The organism is Nonomuraea helvata, assembly GCF_039535785.1.
GTDB classification, from domain to species: domain Bacteria; phylum Actinomycetota; class Actinomycetes; order Streptosporangiales; family Streptosporangiaceae; genus Nonomuraea; species Nonomuraea helvata.
In genome coordinates this window covers 614223-631443 of sequence record NZ_BAAAXV010000001.1, presented here as the reverse complement: position 1 = coordinate 631443, position 17221 = coordinate 614223, and the positions used below count along the sequence as shown (strand labels likewise).

15 protein-coding genes are annotated in these 17221 nt (G+C 70.2%); 7 read left to right on the top strand and 8 right to left on the bottom strand.

Going from position 1 to position 17221, the window contains the following annotated elements; genetic code table 11:
* Together ABD830_RS02740 and ABD830_RS02735 are read right to left on the bottom strand one after the other, a co-directional pair.
* Positions 1-789: an ABC transporter permease gene (locus tag ABD830_RS02740; protein ID WP_344984670.1), complete on the bottom strand. Its 789-nt coding sequence runs from the start codon at positions 787-789 to the stop codon at positions 1-3.
* A complete protein-coding gene (locus ABD830_RS02735) occupies positions 782-1636 on the bottom strand; it encodes an ABC transporter permease (RefSeq protein WP_344987607.1) in 855 nt (284 codons plus the stop codon). The genes ABD830_RS02740 and ABD830_RS02735 overlap by 8 nt, the downstream gene beginning before the upstream one ends.
* 226 nt (positions 1637-1862) lie before the next feature.
* Between ABD830_RS02735 and ABD830_RS02730 the strand changes: the two genes are divergently transcribed.
* The 3 genes from ABD830_RS02730 to ABD830_RS02720 all read left to right on the top strand — a co-directional run bounded on the left by ABD830_RS02730 (position 1863) and on the right by ABD830_RS02720 (position 5512).
* Entirely contained in the window at positions 1863-2840 is a 978-nt protein-coding gene (locus tag ABD830_RS02730; RefSeq protein WP_344984668.1) for an alpha/beta hydrolase, read from the top strand.
* Between the two features lie 114 nt (positions 2841-2954).
* Positions 2955-3791, top strand: a complete 837-nt coding sequence (locus tag ABD830_RS02725; protein WP_344984667.1) for a siderophore-interacting protein — start codon at positions 2955-2957, stop codon at positions 3789-3791.
* A gap of 203 nt (positions 3792-3994) precedes the next feature.
* Positions 3995-5512, top strand: coding sequence for a serine/threonine-protein kinase (locus tag ABD830_RS02720; RefSeq protein WP_344984666.1), 1518 nt, complete (start codon positions 3995-3997; stop codon positions 5510-5512).
* On the opposite strand, the gene ABD830_RS02715 is transcribed toward ABD830_RS02720, so the two are convergent.
* The 3 genes from ABD830_RS02715 to aceA form a co-directional block, all read right to left on the bottom strand.
* Positions 5499-6707, bottom strand: a complete 1209-nt coding sequence (locus ABD830_RS02715; RefSeq protein ID WP_344984665.1) for a TolB-like translocation protein — start codon at positions 6705-6707, stop codon at positions 5499-5501. The two genes, ABD830_RS02720 and ABD830_RS02715, sit on opposite strands and share 14 nt — an antisense overlap.
* Positions 6704-7207, bottom strand: coding sequence for a SigE family RNA polymerase sigma factor (locus ABD830_RS02710; RefSeq protein WP_344984664.1), 504 nt, complete (start codon positions 7205-7207; stop codon positions 6704-6706). Before ABD830_RS02710 ends, ABD830_RS02715 begins: the two co-directional genes overlap by 4 nt.
* 144 nt (positions 7208-7351) lie before the next feature.
* Positions 7352-8638 carry an isocitrate lyase gene (gene aceA / locus ABD830_RS02705; RefSeq protein WP_344984663.1) on the bottom strand — a complete coding sequence of 429 codons (1287 nt, stop codon included), beginning with the start codon at positions 8636-8638 and terminating at the stop codon, positions 7352-7354.
* Between the two features lie 233 nt (positions 8639-8871).
* On the opposite strand from aceA, the gene ABD830_RS02700 reads away from it, so the two are divergent.
* Positions 8872-10344: a helix-turn-helix domain-containing protein gene (locus ABD830_RS02700; protein ID WP_378521059.1), complete on the top strand. Its 1473-nt coding sequence runs from the start codon at positions 8872-8874 to the stop codon at positions 10342-10344.
* A 32-nt stretch (positions 10345-10376) separates the two neighbouring features.
* Positions 10377-11303 carry a glucosyl-3-phosphoglycerate synthase gene (locus ABD830_RS02695; protein ID WP_344984662.1) on the top strand — a complete coding sequence of 309 codons (927 nt, stop codon included), beginning with the start codon at positions 10377-10379 and terminating at the stop codon, positions 11301-11303.
* Positions 11304-11327: 24 nt separating this feature from the next.
* On the opposite strand, the gene ABD830_RS02690 is transcribed toward ABD830_RS02695, so the two are convergent.
* Together ABD830_RS02690 and ABD830_RS02685 are read right to left on the bottom strand one after the other, a co-directional pair.
* Complete coding sequence (locus ABD830_RS02690; protein ID WP_344984661.1) at positions 11328-12524, bottom strand: low temperature requirement protein A; 1197 nt, start codon at positions 12522-12524, stop codon at positions 11328-11330.
* A gap of 51 nt (positions 12525-12575) precedes the next feature.
* Positions 12576-13148, bottom strand: coding sequence for a TetR/AcrR family transcriptional regulator (locus tag ABD830_RS02685; RefSeq protein WP_344984660.1), 573 nt, complete (start codon positions 13146-13148; stop codon positions 12576-12578).
* A gap of 87 nt (positions 13149-13235) precedes the next feature.
* On the opposite strand from ABD830_RS02685, the gene ABD830_RS02680 reads away from it, so the two are divergent.
* Together ABD830_RS02680 and ABD830_RS02675 are read left to right on the top strand one after the other, a co-directional pair.
* The gene (locus ABD830_RS02680) at positions 13236-14426 is read left to right on the top strand and encodes an MFS transporter (RefSeq protein WP_344984659.1); all 1191 of its coding nucleotides are present in this window, start codon (positions 13236-13238) and stop codon (positions 14424-14426) included.
* A gap of 75 nt (positions 14427-14501) precedes the next feature.
* Positions 14502-15710: an acyl-CoA dehydrogenase family protein gene (locus ABD830_RS02675; RefSeq protein WP_344984658.1), complete on the top strand. Its 1209-nt coding sequence runs from the start codon at positions 14502-14504 to the stop codon at positions 15708-15710.
* 13 nt (positions 15711-15723) lie between these two features.
* On the opposite strand, the gene ABD830_RS02670 is transcribed toward ABD830_RS02675, so the two are convergent.
* Positions 15724-17040 (bottom strand): cytochrome P450, encoded by a 1317-nt coding sequence (locus ABD830_RS02670; RefSeq protein WP_344984657.1) that lies wholly within the window; start codon positions 17038-17040, stop codon positions 15724-15726.
* Positions 17041-17221: the final 181 nt, after the last annotated feature.

The window sequence follows — 17221 nt, the reverse complement described above, 5'->3', positions numbered from 1 at the left end:
TCAACTCCCCGTGGATCGGTAGTGCCTGATGCCCTGCCGCCAGGCCAGCCCGGCCAGCAGGGCGAGGACCAGCGCGGCGACCGGTCCGGCGAATCTCATGAGCTCGGGCGTGCCGAACGGGTCGGCCCGGCCCAGCACGTACAGGCCGGGCTGCCAGTTGACGAAGGCCAGAGGGAACACGTACGTCACGGCCCTGACCAGGTCGCGGGCGTAGATGCTGAGCGGGTACTGGTTGAGCTGGGCGCTGCCGTAGGTCAGGGCGTTGGACACCTCGGGGGCGTCGGTCAGCAGGAACTGCATCGCCCCGGCCAGCGTCCACAGGGCCCCGAAGATGACCACGCCCGTGGCCACCATGACCGGGATCATCCAGGCACGCCGCCAGTCGAGGTCGAGCGCGGCGATGCCGTAGCCGAGCACGATGACCGCCTGCAGGACCCGGCCGATCCGGGCGGGGACGAAGCGGTCGGTGGTGAGCTGGACCCACGCGCTCACGGGCCTGATCAGGATCGTGTCGAGCGTGCCCGCCTTGATGTGCTGGCTGATCCGGTCGATGTTGCTGACGAACGTGTCGCAGACGGCGAACGACACGCCGGCGGCGCCGTACAGGAAGAGGACCTCGTCGCGGGAGAAGCCGGCGAGGGTGGTGGTGTTGGCGAAGACGATCAGGATCACGGCGACGTCGAGGCCGGCGGTGACCACGCCGAACAGGACCATCAGCGCGAACGACACCGGGTACGCCGCCGCGGCGCGGGTCCAGGTCCACAGCAGCAGGAAGTACGTCCTAACCACCCTGGATCACCACCTTGTGGCGGATCGCCCTGGTGGCGAGCGCGCCCAGCCCGAGCAGGACCACCGCCCAGAGCGCCTGGAACGCGAACGTCTCCAGGACCGGGGCCTTGCCGAGGTAGAGGTCGGTGGGGAGCTGGACCATGGCCGCCCAGGGCAGCGACATGGCCAGATCATCGAGCCGGCCGGGAAACAGGTGCAGCGGCACCATCATCCCGGAGAAGAACGTGGTCAGGACCATCGACGCCACGGCGACGCCGCGGTCGTCGACGAGCCAGCAGACGGACAGCGCCATCAGGTAGCGCCAGCCGAAGCTGACCACGACGGCGATGGCGAAGCCGGTCAGGAAGGCCAGCCACTGACCGAGGCTGTCCGGGGTCGTGATCCCGAACAGCGCCGCGCCGACCAGCATGGGCGGGATGCCGCGGACCAGGAACAGGTACGCGGCCCTGCCCAGATCCTCGGCCAGCGTCCAGAGCTGGAGCGAGGCCGGTCGGACCAGGTCGAGCGCGATGTCGCCGCTGCGGATGCGCTCGGGGAGGCCGAGCCCGCCGCCGAACAGCTGCATCGGGCCGATGAACGCCTGGGTGATGAAGCAGAACGTGATGGCGTCGGACATGTCGTAGCCGGCCAGGCCGGGGCGGGCCTGCCAGAGCGCGATGAGGATGTAGGCGCGCAGGATGCCGAACACGCTGTTGGTGAATGCGCCGGCGATCGCGGCCCAGACGTAGGTGGCGTGTTTGCGGAAGCCGTACCGGACGAGCCGGGCATAGAGCGGTATGGTTTTGCACCTCCGGGGGGTGAGGACACGGTTACCAACCGTGTTCGGGCCCGCGCACGGGCCTGCCATGGGGAGCACGGAATTATGCGACGAGGGCTGCATGCCCCGCAACGCAATAAACCTCAGCGGCGGGGAGCGCCTGGTGAAGTGCCGGGCTGTCGGGGCAGAAGACCAATATGACGTCGTACGGGCTGGTAAGCGGGTGATAGCTGGGAAATATCCAGATAAGCGACGAGATACTTACTGGCCGGTAGAACGATCTCGTTGAGGGAAGGAGATCCGTCGGAGGGTCAACATGCGGATCGACAGGGACGTGATGCCGGAGCATCCCTTGAGCTGGCAGGCCCGCGCGCTGATCGGCCTGATGCACGGCACCCTGAAGCCGGCTTCGACGCTGCTCATGCGCCATCCTCTCGCGCTGGTCTGCGCCGCCCGGCTCGGTGATCTCGGGCGGCTGGTCAGGGTGCCGCAGCCCGAGCACGTCACCATCGCGCCCGAGGCATTCTCGGCGTGCGAGGGCGAGTGGGTGCGGGGCGGCCGGGCGCTCGACGAGCGCAAGGCGGTGCTCTATTTCCATGGCGGCGGCTACTTCTCGTGCTCGCCGCGTACCCATCGGTCCATCACGTGGCGGCTGTCGGCGGCGGCCAAGCGGCCGGTGCTGGCGCTCGACTACCGGCAGGGGCCCGTGCACCAGCTGGCGGACTCGCTGTCCGACGCGCTGGACGCGTACGACTGCCTGCTGGGACGTGACTACGCCCCCGAGGACGTCATCCTGGCGGGCGACTCGGCGGGCGGCCACCTCACGCTGGCGACGCTGCTGGCGCTGCGCGACCGGAAGCTCCCGCTGCCGGGGGCGGCGATCTGCCTGTCGCCGTGGGCCGACCTGACGGATTTCCCGCGCCGCGCGAACCGCTGGCAGGATCCCATGCTCCCGGCCGGCCGGGTGCGGTGGCTGGCGCGCCGGTGGACCTCCGGTCTCGACCCCAATGATCCGCTCGTCTCGCCGGTGCTGGGGGACTTCACCGGGCTGCCGCCCCTCATGATCGTGACCGGGTCGACCGAGGTGCTGCGTGACGAGGCCAGAAGGGTGGCCGAGCGGGCGCGCGAGCACGGGGTCCAGGTCCGGTACGAGGAGTGGAAACACATGCCGCACGTCTTCCCGATCCTCGCGGACGTGCTCCCCGAGGCCCGGCTGGCGTTCCGGCACATGTCGCACTTCCTGCGGGCGGTGGCCGCCCGGCGCGCGGCCGCGGGGGACATCGCCGTGGCGTGAAAATTGACCACCCAAAATTGAGCACTGCCCCTTTTGAGGTGATCGGCGTACGCTGGCACCTTCAGGGAAGTGTAAGGTTAGGTATACCTAACTTTAAGTCAGGGGGCCTGTTTGATGGCTGAGAAGCCCACGGATCATCACCGAGGCGTCGTCCTGCGGACCGAGCGGCTCACGCGGAACATGGTCCGCGTCGTCGTCGGGGGCGACGGTCTGGCCGACTTCGCCACTTCCGGGTTGACGGACCACTACGTCAAGCTGGTCTTCCCGTACGAAGGAGTGGAGTATCCCCAGCCGTTCAGCGTCAAGACCTGCCGCGAGACGATGCCGCGCGAGCACTGGCCGCGGCTGCGGACCTACACCGTGCGCGCCTGGGACCCCGACAGCCGCGAGCTGACCCTCGACTTCGTGGTCCACGGCGACGAGGGGCTCGCCGGACCGTGGGCCGACAATGCCGTTCCCGGCGACGTCCTGCTCATGCTCGGCCCCGGCGGCGGATACGCGCCCGACCCGGCGGCCGACTGGCACCTCCTGGTGGGCGACGAGAGCGCGCTGCCCGCCATCGCCGCCTCGCTGGAGGAGCTGGCGGACGGCGCGACGGCGCACGTGCTGATCGAGGTGGACGCGCCCGAGGACGAGCAGAAGATCGAGACGGCCGCCGACGCGCGGATCACCTGGGTCTACCGGGGCGACCGGCCGGTGGGCGAGAGGCTCGTGGAGGCGGTGCGGGCGCTGGAGTTCCCCGAGGGCGAGGTGTGCGCGTTCGTGCACGGCGAGGCGGGGTTCGTGAAGCAGCTCCGCCACCACCTGCGGGTCGAGCGGGGGATCGGGATGGACCGGCTGTCGATCTCCGGATACTGGCGGGCCGGGGCCGACGACGAGCAGTGGCGCGCGATCAAGCGCGACTGGAACCGGCGGGTCGAGACCGAGGAGGAAGAGGCGCTCGCCTCCTAGCCACGCCAGGGCGAGAACACCACTTCAGACCGTCCAACCACAGCACTTAATCACCCCGTGGGAACAGCCGCCTTACCTCCAATACCCCTTATGACAGACATGCGGAAAGCCTCCGCGGATCCGGCCACAGTGTGCTTTGCCGTGTCCCTGATCAGGAGAGGCGAAACCGGATGGCGCGTGGTGCGAGTGACATGCCTCCTGGCGTGCGACCGCTTACGGTGGGCGACCCGGTCATCATCGGCCGGTACCTGCTCCTCGGCCGCCTCGGCACGGGCGGGATGGGAGTGGTGTATCTGGCCGAACACCCTCAGGGTGGCCTGGTCGCGCTCAAGACGCCGCATGCGGTGCATCTCAACGATGCCACGTTACGCGCCCGTTTCGCTGAGGAAGTGGCTTTCTCACGAAGATTGGTGCCGTTCTGCACGGCGGGGGTCGTGGAGGACGGCACCGACAAGGACCGCCCCTACCTGGTCACCGAGTACATCCCGGGACCGGCGCTCTCCCAGGTCGTCGGGGCCAAGGGGCCGCTCACGCCCGACCTCGCGTACGGGGTGGCGCTCGGCGTGGCCGCGGCCCTGGTGGCGGTGCACGAGGCCGGGCTGGTCCATCGGGACCTCAAACCGGGCAACGTGCTGCTGTCCACGCGGGGACCGCGCGTCATCGACTTCGGCATCGCGCGCGACGTCGACACGCTGGCCGCGCACACGCAGGCCGGGCAGGTCATGGGCAGTCCCGGATGGGTGGCGCCGGAGCGGCTGACGGGCGGCGCCGCGGTGCCCGCCTCGGACGTGTTCGCATGGGGATGCCTGGTGGCGTTCGCCGCGACGGGCCATCATCCGTTCGGCGGCGGGGAGGCGGATGTGCTGACCCGGCGCATCCTGTTCGATCCGCCGCGGCTCGCGGGCGTGCCCGCGATGCTCCGGCCGGCCGTCGAGGCCGCGCTCGCCAAGGACCCCGCCGCCCGCCCCGCCTCCGCCGACTTGCTGCGGGCGCTGCTGGCCGCCGGGGGCGTCGGCGAGCCGTGGGATCTGCGGCAGGCGGTGGCCGGGGTGCTGGAGGAGATCTGGACGCCGGTGCCCTATCCGCCCGGGGGAGGCCGGGTACGTCTCGCACCGGCCCCAGGCGAGTCCGATGCGCCGGAGGAGGGCGTGGAGCGTTCCCACGTGCGCAGGCGCAGGGCGAAAGCCGGGGCGCACCTGTCGCACGCCAGCTTCGCCGCCCTCGCCACGGTCTCCATCGCGGCCGTCACGGTGATCGCGGCGGCGGGCGGCGACGGGATGAGCGTCGGGGGAGGCTCGCTGCTGCCCGGTAACCCGTCCGTCGTGCAGCCCCACGGCAGCGCCGAGTCCACCGTCCGCCCTTCGGCCAGACCCACCGGGGGCCTCCCGCCCACGCGGGCCGGCGCCACGGCCCCCGTCGTCCCGGCCACGTCCACCCCCATGGCGTCCGCCAGCCGCGTGCGTACGAAGAGCCCGTCCGCCCTGCTCGACCCGCCACCCGAGCGCAGGAACACCTTCCAGCCCCCGGCCACGGGCGGTCCTGACGTTCCGGATGATTCGGGCGAGTGCGCGAACCCGGCGGGGAGGAGGCGGGGCAACGCGGCCCGGCGGGACTGCCCGCAGCCGTCGGGCTCGATCACCACGATCCCGCAGGACGGGCCCGGCGAGTCGCCGGACCCGACCGTGTCCGTCCCGGAGACGCCTACGGCTACCGGATCTTAGCCAGGTCGATCAGGTAGAAGTCGTTCCCGAGCGTGTAGCTGAAGAGCCTGCCGGTCGCATCCGGGGACGGCATCTTGATGGAGTAGCCCTCTCCAGGGATGCCCAGGTCGCCCGATCTGCCGTTGTCCATGTCGTACAGCCCCACACCCTCCGGCTTTCCGTCGCCATAGGACGACACGTAGAAGCGGTGGTCCTGGGTCGGCGGGCGCATGGGGATCATGTCGTGCGGCACGATCTTCTGGTCGGAGCCGTCGCGCTTGCGGAAGAAGGGCTCGTGTTCGGCGGTCCGGCCGGCACAGATGGTCACTCCGCAGATCTGGAGCTGCTCGCCCGGATTCACGACGGCCGTCCTGGTCTCGCCGGTCTCCATGTTGACGATCCGGCCGAACCTGGTGCCGTTGGGCTCGCCTCCCAACCCGGGCGTGCCGGCCCACGGCCAGGACAGCAGGTGCATCCCGGTGCCCCTGTCGACCGGTTGCACCTCCCCGCCCTCGACGGGGACGGTGAAGACGCCGCCTGTATACAAGGAGAAAACAATCTTGCCGTCGACCAGGGCTAGCCCGTCGATCCCGCTGCCGTCGTCGGCCACGTCAAGCCGCTGGTCACCGACGATCTTCGCCGTGCCGCCGTCCAGCGGCACCGCCCACAGGTGCGCCACGCGGTCCTTGGTCTCGGTCCACCAGGCCACGTAACCGTTCCCGGCGGTGAAACCGTTGGCGGAGCCCACCGTGCCCTTGGGCGTCGGCACAGTGGCGATCTTGCGTGGCGCGTCGCCGTCGAGGTCGTATGCGTAGACGGCGGTCGTCCGGTCGGATCCCGCCGAGCTCGTCATGAGCAACGTATGCCCGTCGATGAACGTCCACGGCCGCCACGACCCTCCGTCCGGGCTCTTAGCCGGGATCTTCCGCACCGCCTCCGGCCAGACCTTCTCCACGGGTTCGGCCGGCTTCTCGGAGCGCGGCCCCGAGGCGGTCGCCGCCATGATCGTGTCGCCGCCGCCGCCACCGCCGCCCACCACGGCCACGCTCCCGCCCGCGACCAGCACGACCGCCGCCGCGGCCAGCGCCATCCGGGCCCGCTGCCTTCGGCGCCGGTGGATCCGCTCGAGCCGCTGCGGCAGCAGGGCCGGCAGCCGGGGCGCCTGCTCGGCGGCCTGGCCGAGCGTCCTGCGCAGGGTCTGCTCAACGTCGGTCATCGTACGTTCCCCCTCGTCAGCTGCTCAGTCGGGATGGCGGCGCGGAGCTTGTCCAGCGCGCGGGAGGCCTGGCTGCGTACCGTGCCGCGCGAGATCCCGAGCACGTCGGCGATCTCGGCGTCGTCGAGCTGCTCGTAGTAGCGCAGCACCAGCACCGCGCGCTGCTTGCGCGGCAGGCCGGCCAGCGCCTGCCACATCCGGCGCTCGTCGCCGCTGGGCAGCGCGTCGTGGTGCGCGCCTTCCGGCAGTTCCCACGCGAGCAGTTCGCGCCTGCGCCGCCGCCAGACGGCGATGTGCAGCCGGGCCATCGTGGTGCGCGCGTAGCTCTCCGGGTTCTCCTTCGAGCGCAACCGGGGCCAGGCGCCGCGTAACTTCAGCAGCGCCTCCTGGACCAGGTCCGCCGCGTCATGCGGATTGCCGGCCAGGACATATCCGTACCGCAGCAGCGCGTCGCCGCGTTCGGCGACGAACTCCGCGAAACGGGGATCAGCTTCCAACACCCTTCGCCCTTCGTCGTTTCCATCACCTCCGAGAGGAACAAGGTGCGGCAACTGTTGCACGAGAAAGGCCGCGCCAGTGCTGGGGGAGCACTGGCGCGGCCGTCGCCGGGGGCCGCCGCATGCCCGGAGGGCGGCCCGGCGAGATCAGTGGGCGAACTGCTCCTCCTCCGTCGAGCCCTTGAGCGCGGTCGTCGAGGAGTCCGGCGCGACGGCCGTGCTGACCAGGTCGAAGTAGCCGGTGCCGACCTCGCGCTGGTGCCGGGTGGCCGTGTAGCCGCGCGACTCGGCGGCGAACTCGGCCTCCTGCAGCTCCACGTACGCCGGCATGCCTTCGGCCGCGTACCCCTGGGCCAGGTCGAACATGCCGTAGTTCAGCGAGTGGAACCCGGCGAGCGTGATGAACTGGAACTTGTACCCCATGTGCCCCAGCTCCCGCTGGAACTTGGCGATGGTGGAGTCGTCCAGATGCTGCTTCCAGTTGAACGACGGCGAGCAGTTGTAGGCGAGCATCTGGTCGGGGTACTCGGCCTTGATCGCCTCGGCGAACTCTCGGGCCACGTCCAGGTCGGGCGTGCCGGTCTCCATCCAGAGCAGGTCGGAGTACGGCGCGTACGCCAGGCCGCGCGCGACGCAGGCCCGCACCCCGTTCCTGACCCGGTAGAAGCCCTCCGCGGTGCGCTCGCCGGTGGCGAACTCCTGGTCGCGCGGGTCCACGTCGCTGGTCAGGAGCGTCGCGGCCTGTGCGTCGGTCCGCGCGACGATCAGCGAGGGGACTCCGGAGACGTCCGCGGCGAGGCGGGCGGCGTTCAGGGTCTTGATGTGCTGGCCGGTCGGGATGAGCACCTTGCCGCCCAGGTGGCCGCACTTCTTCTCCGAGGCGAGCTGGTCCTCCCAGTGCACGCCCGCGGCGCCGGCCGCGATCATGCCCTTCATGAGCTCGAACGCGTTGAGCACTCCGCCGAAGCCGGCCTCGGCGTCGGCCACGATGGGCGCCAGCCAGTACGGCGTGTCGGAGCTCCCCTCCGACCAGGCGATCTGGTCGGCGCGCAGCAGCGCGTTGTTGATGCGGCGCACGACGGCGGGGACGGAGTTGGCCGGATACAGGCTCTGGTCCGGGTACGTCTGCCCGCCCAGGTTCGCGTCGGCGGCGACCTGCCAGCCGGACAGGTAGATCGCCTTCAGGCCCGCCTTCACCTGCTGGACCGCCTGGTTGCCGGTCAGCGCGCCGAGGGCGTGCACGTAGTCCTCGGTGTGCAGCAGGTCCCACAGCCGCTCGGCGCCCAGCCGGGCCAGCGTGTGCTCCTCCTGCACGCTGCCGCGCAACCTGATCACGTCTTCCGCGCGGTACGTGCGCTCGACGCCCTCCCAGCGAGGGTCGTTGTCCCATTCGTCCTGCAGCTGCTCAGCAGCTCCCTTGAGGCGATTGATCATGGTTCACTCCTTTTCGTCCCCTGGGGCTCACGCCGAGTCTGTGCCCCGGCACGCCCGCCCCATAGTCGAGAACGTGCAGAAGAATCGCGTAATTTTCCTGAATGTGTATTACTCACGGGTATTCAACTGTGAAGAAATCCATAGTTTTCTCTTTGGCCTAGACCAATCCGGCTGACCTGACGCGTGCCGGAAGACTCTAGAAAATGGGCCGAATTTCTGCCTAAGATGCCCGCATGGCGCCCTTGCTAGGTGAAGAACCGCTGTCTTTGACGCAGGAGCTCGATCTCATCGCGTTTGGTCAGCGCCTGCGCCACCTGCGCAAACAGCGCGGTCTCACCCTGTCGGACCTCGGTTCGCGCGTCAGCAGGGCGCCCAGCCAGCTGTCGCTGCTGGAGAACGGCAAGCGCGAGCCGAAACTCTCGCTGCTGAAGGCCCTGGCCGCCGCTCTCGGCGTGCCCGTCGAGGAGCTGCTGCGCCGTCAGGCGCCCAACCGCCGCGCGCAGCTCGAGATCGCGCTGGAGGAGGCGCAGCGCGACCCCATCTACGCCGCGCTCGGGCTGCCGCGCCTGAAGGTCTCCGCCCGGGTGCCGAACGACGTGCTCGAACACATTCTCGGCCTGTACGGAGAGCTGCGCGCCCGGCAGGCCCGCGGCACCGCCACCCCGGAGGAGGCCAGGGTCGCCAACGCCGAGCTGCGGCGCAGGCAGCGCGAGGTGGGCAACTACTTCGGCGAGATCGAGCAGGCCGCCGCCAAGGCGCTCGACGCGGTCGGCTACCGCACGGGCGCCCTGTCCCAGAGCATGATCCAGAGCCTGGTCACCCATTTCGGCTACACGGTGCACACCGCGCAAGATCTTCCCCGGTCCGTACGTTCCATCACCGACCTCCGCAACCGCCGCATCTACGTCAAACACGAGCAGCTCGGCATGCACACCCCGCGCACGATCCTGCTCCAGACCATCGGCCACCTCGCGCTCGGCCACGGCAAGCCGCGCGACTTCGCCGACTTCCTGCGCCAGCGCACCGAGGCCAACTACTTCGCCGCCGCCGTCCTCGTCCCCGAGCGGGCGGCCGCGCTCTACCTTCAGGAGGCCAAGGCAGACCGGGCGCTGTCGGTGGAGGACCTGCGGGACGTCTTCGCGGTCTCGTACGAGATGGCCGCCCACCGTTTCACCAACCTCGCCACCCACCACCTGGGCCTCGTCTGCCACTTCGTCCGCAATGACGCCGGGGGCACCATCTACAAGGCGTACGAGAACGACGGCATCGTCTTCCCCGCCGACGAGCAGGGGGCCATCGAGGGGCAGCGGATGTGCCTGCAGTGGTCGGGGCGGCAGGTGTTCGCCTCGCCCGATCGGTTCTCGGTGTACTACCAGTACTCCGACTCGCCCACCGGGACCTATTTCTGCGTGGCGCACGTGGATCCGTCGCGCGAGCGGGACTTCGCGATCACGCTGGGGGTGCCGTACAAGGAGTCGCGCTGGTTCAGGGGCCGCGAGACCACCAACCGCACCAGGTCCGGCTGCCCCAACGGCGACTGCTGCCGCCGTCCGCCCGCCGAGCTGTCCGAACGCTGGGAGGGGTACGCCTGGCCGTCCGCCCGCGCCAACTCCCACGTGCTGGCCGCGCTGCCGCCGGGCTCGTTCCCGGGGGTGGACGAGGCCGACGTGTACACGTTCCTGGAGCGGCACGCCACGACCGCATAAGCTGAAATGTGGGATACGGGGGGAGGTGTCGCATGCTTCCTGAAGTGCGGGGATGGTTGCGGCGCCGTACTTCGTCCGCCGCGGACTGGCCACTCCGGGACCTGAAGGCCGTCAAGGGGCGGACCACGGTGAGCGTGGTGCTCCCGGCCCGCGACGAGCGGGAGACCGTGGGCGAGATCGTCAGAGTGATCCGGCGCGAGCTGGACGGGCTCGTCGACGAGATCGTGGTGATCGACTCGCGTTCCTCCGACGACACGGCGCTCGTGGCCGCGCGCGCGGGGGCCTGCGTGCACGCGCAGGACGAGATCCTGCCGCAGCTCACGCCGCTGGACGGCAAGGGCGAGGCGCTCTGGAAGTCGCTGGCGGTGACCTCGGGGGACGTGCTGGTGTTCGCCGACGCAGATATCCGGAAATTTCGCGCTTCATTGATATTCGGCCTGCTCGGGCCGCTCCTCGCGGACCCCACCGTGGTGTACTCCAAGGGTGTCTATGACCGCCCGTTGTACGACACCTCCAACGGCGGCGGCCGCGTCACCGAGCTCGTGGCCCGCCCGCTGATCAACCTCCACTGGCCGCAACTGGCCGGTTTCGTCCAGCCCCTGGCCGGCGAGTACGCCGGCCGCCGCTCGGCCCTGGAGCGGGTGCCGTTCCTCACCGGGTACGGCGTGGAGCTCGGGCTCCTGATCGACCTGCTGGAGCTGGCCGGGCTGGACGCGCTCGCCCAGGTGGATCTGGGGTCGCGCGAGCACGCCCCGCAGTCGACCGAGGCGCTCGGGGGAATGGCTTCCCAGATCATGCTGGCCGCGTGGTCGCGGCTGCGGCGGCAGGGCAAGATCCGTGACTGTCACGAACCTTCGGTGCGCTTGGCGCAGTTCCGCAGGGGGCTGGACGGACACGACGTCCTGCTGCGCGACATCGGGATAGGCGAACGCCCACCCATGATCACCATCACCACGTGAACGCGGTACGGCTCGGCCTTGCTGTCACCTCACGGCCGTCGACCCGGATTCCGGCGTGGACGCCTCCGCGTGCTGGGTCACCACAACGAGCGCGATCATCACCGCCGCGATCAGCGGCAGCGGCAGGCCGGTGAACGGCATCGCCAGCACGGCGGCCACCCCCGCGAGATAGGAGCCGTCCACCAGGGGGCCGGGGCGATGCGGCCGCACGTGCACCAGCCACAGGCTGATGAGGAAGACGGCCACCGGTACGGCGACCGCCGCCCCGGCCGCCCAGGGGCCGATGTGCCCCTCATGGGTGTGGAAGTCGACGCTCACCGCCAGCCCCGCGCCGATCGCCGCGGCGGAGGAGAAGATCAGATAATGGCCGTAGCCCCAGAGGAAAGCGGCCTTGTTCGACGTCAGCAACAGGTGGGCGGGCCGGGAGAAGTACAGCCACCACATCGCGAAGACGATGACCATGCCGCTGAGCGCCACCGTCAGCAGCGGACCCGCGTCGAGCCGCCGCTCCAGTCCGGTCTGGACGGCGATGGTGGCGGCGAGGATGGACTCGCCGAGTACGATGATCGTGAACAGGCTGTAGCGCTCGGCGATGTGATGCGGATGCCAGGCGGTGGACCAGAACCGTTCCGCCCAGATTGGCACCGCCAGCTCCGCGAGCACCAGCACGAAGAAGCTCGCCAGCCCTGTCTGCTCCGGCAGTGCCAGCCGGGTGATCCAGCCGACCTGGACCACCGCCACGCCGAACGCGTACCGCAGGGCGCTGCGCCGCCCCTCGGCGTGCCCCTGGGCGGCGCGCAGCCAGAGCAGCACGAGCGCCACCCGCATGACCACGTAACCGAGGGTGACCAGGGCGAAGTCCCTGTCCTGCAGGGCCCGCGGGATCCCGGCGGCGAGGACGAGCACCCCGGCCATCTGCACGAAGATCAGCAAGCGGTACGACGTGTCGTCGGTGTCGTATGCGGAGGCGAACCAGGTGAAGTTCATCCACGCCCACCAGATCGCGAAGAACACCATCGCGTAGCCGAGCACGCCCGTGCCCGCATGCCCCTCGGACAGGGCGTGATGGAGTCCGGCGGCGGCCTGCGCCACCGCGACCACGAAGCACAGATCGGACAGGAGCTCCAGCGGGGTGGCGACCCGATGTGGCTCGGCGGGGTCACGCCCGGCCATCCGGCGCCACAACGGCGCCCCGCTCCCGCCCTCAGGTGTGCCGGCCATCACTGTGTTCCCCCGCTGTCCCATGACTAGTGGCGTGCTCCCAAGCCGCCGTTACTTGAAGCCGGCTGCCACGATCTCGGCGATCTGCTCCCGCATGGCCTCGTGGTCGTCCGCGGCATCCCCCAGGATGATCCGTCCGAGCTGCGGCAGCATCGACGGCAGCAGCGCGAGCCCCGTCAGCAGGAACACCATCCGCGCCACCCTGGGGGAGGGCTCCACCCCCAGCCCCTCCGCCAGCGAGCGCGTCTTGCGGCCACACCGCTCCACCCGCGCCTCCTGGCCGGGCAGCAGCTCCGGGCCGCGGTAGTTGAGCGCCTCCCACATCAGCAGCCGCACCAGCTCGGGATGCGTGTGATAGTAGTCCGTCAGCCTGGCCACGTAGTCCGCGGGGTCGCCGCCGGGGAGCGCGATCCGGGTGGTCAGATCGTCGAGCGCCTCGGTGATGACGGCGTCGAACAGCTTCTCCTTGCTGCCGAAATGCCCGTAGATGCGTTCCTTGTTGACGCCGGCGCGCTCGGCTATGCGATCCACGCGGGCGCCCGCCACGCCGTACGCGGCGAACTCCTCCCGAGCGGCCTCCAGCAGGGCGGCGCGCGTGGCGGCGGTCGAGACCTTGGGTGCCATGCCGCCCATCATAACCACCAACCAGTTGGTTGCAATCCAACCATTCAGTTGACATCCAACTAGTTGGTTGGTGTACCGTCCGGAGACATGGCGACAACCACTCCTTACGCGCCGCCCACCGTCGCGGCGGCCGCACCGGTCCGCGCCCCCTTCGGGCGCACGATGACGGCTTTCACCCTCACCGCCGTGCTGGTCAGCGGCCAGTTGTACGTCGTGATCCCGCTCCTGCACGACATGGCCGCCGGCTGGGGTTCCTCGCCGGGCGGGCTGACCTGGCTGGTGACCGCGTTCGGCATCGGGTACGGCGCCGGCTTCCTAGTGTTCGGCCCGCTTTCCGACCGTTATGGGCGCCGCAGATTGCTGATGATCGGACTGCCGCTGGCCGCGCTCACCTCGGCGGCGGTGGCGTTGAGCCCGTCACCCGAGGTGGCGTTCGCGTTGCGGGCCATACAGGGGCTGGCGGTGGCGATGTTCCCGCCTGCCGGTATGGCGTACCTGGCCGAACGGGTCGAGCCGCGCCGGCGGGTGATCGCGATCGCGGCGGTGACCGGCGCGTTCCTTGCCTCGGCCGTGGTGCTCCAGGTAGCCGCCCAGCTGCTGGTGGACGCGATCGGCTGGCGCGGGCTGTTCCTGCTGTCGGCGGCCGGGTTCTCCCTGGCCTTCCTGGGCGTGCGGGCGGTCATGCTGCCCGACCTGCCGCGCGAGGGCGCCGGTTCGCTGCTGTCGGTCTATCGGGCGGTGCCGGGCCTGCTGTTCCACCGCGTCCTCGGGCTCCGGTACATCGCCACGATCATGTTGATGGTGGGCTTCGTGGCCGTGTACACCGGTCTGCAGATCTACGGCGTGACGTCGTCCTCCGACCTGCTGACGCTCCGGGCGGCCGGGCTCCCCTCGATCGTGCTGGTGCCGCTGCTCATGCCCTGGCTCGCCCGGATCCCCACGACGATCAGGGCGACGGCGTTCATGGCGGCCGGGGCCCTCGCGCTCGCGGCCGTCGGCCTGACCGGTGCGGCCGCGCTGGTGCTGCTGCTCGCCGTCTACGTCGCCGCCATCACCGGCGGCCTGCCCAGCATGAACGAGTCCATCTCCGCGGGCGCGGGCCAGGCCCGCGGAACCGCGCTGTCGCTGTTCTCCTTCGCCCTCGCGGTCGGCGGCAGCGTGGGGCCGCAGGTGGCCGCCGCGTTCGGGGGGTTCACCCCGCTGATGTACGGCCTCGCGATCGGCATGGCGCTGGCGGCCCTGGCCGTGCTCGTGTCCGCGAGGTCACCCCGACACTGAGGCCGGGCATTCCATCCCATGGCTACCGGCCGGTAATGTGTTACCAACGGTAACCCGTCTGAGGAGAGTACGCACATGGCCGGCTTCTGCCTGGAGCCCAGCGCTGACGTGGTCGAGGTACGCGACTGGGTGCACGAGTTCGCCCGCGACGTGATCCGCCCGGCGGGCGCCGAGTGGGACGAGCGCGAGGAGACCCCCTGGCCGGTCATCCAGGAGGCGGCCAAGGTAGGCCTGTACTCCCTCGACTTCTTCGCCACCCAGTGGTTCGAGGAGAGCGGGCTGGCGCTGCCCGTGGCGTTCGAGGAGATCTTCTGGGGCGACGCGGGCATCGGCCTGGCCATCGTCGGCACCGGCCTGGCCGCCGCCGCCCTCGCGGCGAACGGCACCCCGGAGCAGATGGGGGAGTGGCTGCCGCAGATGTTCGGCACGGAGAACGACGTCAAGCTGGGCGCCTTCTGCGCCTCGGAGCCGGACGCCGGCTCCGACGTCGGCGCCATCCGCACCCGCGCCGTCCACGACCGGGGCGACTGGGTGCTGGACGGGGTCAAGACCTGGGCCACGAACGGCGGCATCGCCAACGTCCACGTCGTCGTGGCCTCGGTCGACCCGTCACTCGGCACCCGGGGCCAGGCGACCTTCGTCATCCCGCCCGGCACCCCCGGTCTGTCCATGGGCCAGAAGTTCCGCAAACACGGGATCCGCGCCTCGCACACGGCCGAGGTGGTCCTGGACGGCGTGCGCGTACCGGGCTCCTGCCTGCTCGGCGGCAAGGAGAAGCTGGACGCCCGGCTGGCGCGCGTACGCAATGGGGAGCGGGCGGGCGAGCAGGCGGCGATGCGCACGTTCGAGACCACCCGCCCGTCGGTCGCCGCCATGGCCGTGGGCATCGCGCGCGCGGCCTTCGAGTACGCCAGGGACTACGCCCGCGAGCGGGAGCAGTTTGGCCGCAAGATCGGCGAGAACCAGGCGATCGCCTTCCTGCTCGCCGAGATGGCCACGCGGGTGGACGTGGCCCGCCTGCTGACGTGGCGGGCGGCCTGGATGGCGCGCAACGGCCGGCAGTTCACGCAGGCGGAGGGGTCGATGTCGAAGCTGGTGGCGGGGGAGACGGCGGTGTGGGTGACGGAGCAGGCGATCCAGATCCTGGGCGGCGCCGGTTACACCAGGGAGCACCCGGTCGAGCGCTTCCACCGGGATGCCAAGATCTACACGATCTTCGAAGGCACGTCGGAGATCCAGCGGCTGATCATCGGCCGTGCCGTGACCGGCCTGCAGGTTCGCTGAAAATGTCCGATCCTCACCGGGTAGCCGGCCGTGGCGTCAGATTCATGCGGATCCCGTCCGCGGCCCACAGCACGAACCGTTCGACGGGGACGACGTCGTGTCCGGAGGCCGGCTCGAAGCGGAACCTTCTCAGGAGGATCGCCAGCACCAGTTCGGCCTCCATCATGGCCAGGCTCGCGCCTTCGCAGCTGCGCGGCCCGAGGCCGAACGGGACGTAGGCATAGCGAGGCCGGCCGGCGACCTGGTCAGGGGTGAAACGGCCAGGGTTGAACGTCTCGGGATCGGGCCAGTACTGCGGGTTCAGGTGGACGGCCCAGAACGGATAGAAGACGGTCGTCCCGGTGGGGATCTCGTAGCCGGCCAGGACGAGATCTTCGGTGGTCTCGCGAGCCCCGTACGGACCCGGCGGATACAGGCGCATCGATTCCTTGAGCGCCATCTGAAGACGGGTCAGCCGCTTGAGGTCGGCGTACTCGGGTGCGTCACGATCGGACAGGACCTCGTCGATCTCCGCCGTGACCCGCTCGGCCTCAGCGGGGTGCCGGGAGAGCAGGTGGAGGGTCCACGAGACCGCCACGCCGGTCGTGTGATGAGCGGCAAGCATGATCATCAACACGGTGTCCCGCACGCGGGCCGGACTCATCCCCGCCGCGACCAGGGCCGCGGCCAGGGCGTTGCCGTCCTGCCGGGCCGGGGCGAGCACGTCGTCCACGGTTGCGCGCAGGTAGGCCAGGGACTCCTGGGCACGCTTCCGTCTCTGTTCCTCGGCTCCCGGGTCGGCCGGCTGGTACTGACGGCCCAGGTACTCCGTGAGCACGACCTCGAAGGCCGTCACGACCTCGTCCGGGTCGTGGACGCCGTTGCCGAGGGCGTACTGGCAGATCATCCGGAGCGACAGCGCGCTCAGGTCCTTCTGCAGCTCGACCGGTCCCTCTCCGGCCTGTTCCGCCCACCGGTCCGCCAGCCGGCCGGCGAGCGCGGTCAGGCCGGGGAAGTGGGCCTCGTGGGAGCGGCGGCCGGCCAGTACGGACAGGACCGCGCGGCGCCATGGCGTGTGCTCGTCCGCGGGCAGGGTCTGCAGGTTGCCGGCCTCGCACAGCGGGGCCAGGAACTCGAACAGTTCCTCCGGCCGTTTGTTGATCCCGGCGGTGGCCTCGAGCAGCACCGGGTCGGCGATGGAGACCGCTGAGTCCGTGCCGGGCAGCTCGAAACGTACGACCGGCCCGTATTCGGCGTGCAGCCGCAGTTGGTAGGCGTGCAGGCCGCCTGCGGCAGCGATGTCATGCAGCCCGCCGTCACCTCGTACGGGCGGTCCGGGAATCACCGACACGTTCCCTCCACGGATACACGGATCTACACGGATCTCTCTTCCACGTATCTCTCGTGCGTGGCTGCTTGGCAAGGTGCCGATCACCTGCATGGGGAGGAGCCTTACGGCACCAGGATCGTGGAGGGTCTTGGAGCAGCACCACGGGACGTACAGGCGCCCGGTGGGCGTGGACCCCGTCCGT

Coding starts and splice junctions, on each gene's coding strand:
- ABD830_RS02735 (WP_344987607.1), bottom strand. CDS start 1,636: ATGGCAGGCCCGTGCGCGGGCCCGAACACGGTTGGTAACCGTGTCCTC.
- ABD830_RS02730 (WP_344984668.1), top strand. CDS start 1,863: ATGCGGATCGACAGGGACGTGATGCCGGAGCATCCCTTGAGCTGGCAG.
- ABD830_RS02725 (WP_344984667.1), top strand. CDS start 2,955: ATGGCTGAGAAGCCCACGGATCATCACCGAGGCGTCGTCCTGCGGACC.
- ABD830_RS02715 (WP_344984665.1), bottom strand. CDS start 6,707: ATGACCGACGTTGAGCAGACCCTGCGCAGGACGCTCGGCCAGGCCGCC.
- aceA (WP_344984663.1), bottom strand. CDS start 8,638: ATGATCAATCGCCTCAAGGGAGCTGCTGAGCAGCTGCAGGACGAATGG.
- ABD830_RS02700 (WP_378521059.1), top strand. CDS start 8,872: ATGGCGCCCTTGCTAGGTGAAGAACCGCTGTCTTTGACGCAGGAGCTC.
- ABD830_RS02695 (WP_344984662.1), top strand. CDS start 10,377: ATGCTTCCTGAAGTGCGGGGATGGTTGCGGCGCCGTACTTCGTCCGCC.
- ABD830_RS02690 (WP_344984661.1), bottom strand. CDS start 12,524: ATGGCCGGCACACCTGAGGGCGGGAGCGGGGCGCCGTTGTGGCGCCGG.
- ABD830_RS02685 (WP_344984660.1), bottom strand. CDS start 13,148: ATGGCACCCAAGGTCTCGACCGCCGCCACGCGCGCCGCCCTGCTGGAG.
- ABD830_RS02680 (WP_344984659.1), top strand. CDS start 13,236: ATGGCGACAACCACTCCTTACGCGCCGCCCACCGTCGCGGCGGCCGCA.
- ABD830_RS02675 (WP_344984658.1), top strand. CDS start 14,502: ATGGCCGGCTTCTGCCTGGAGCCCAGCGCTGACGTGGTCGAGGTACGC.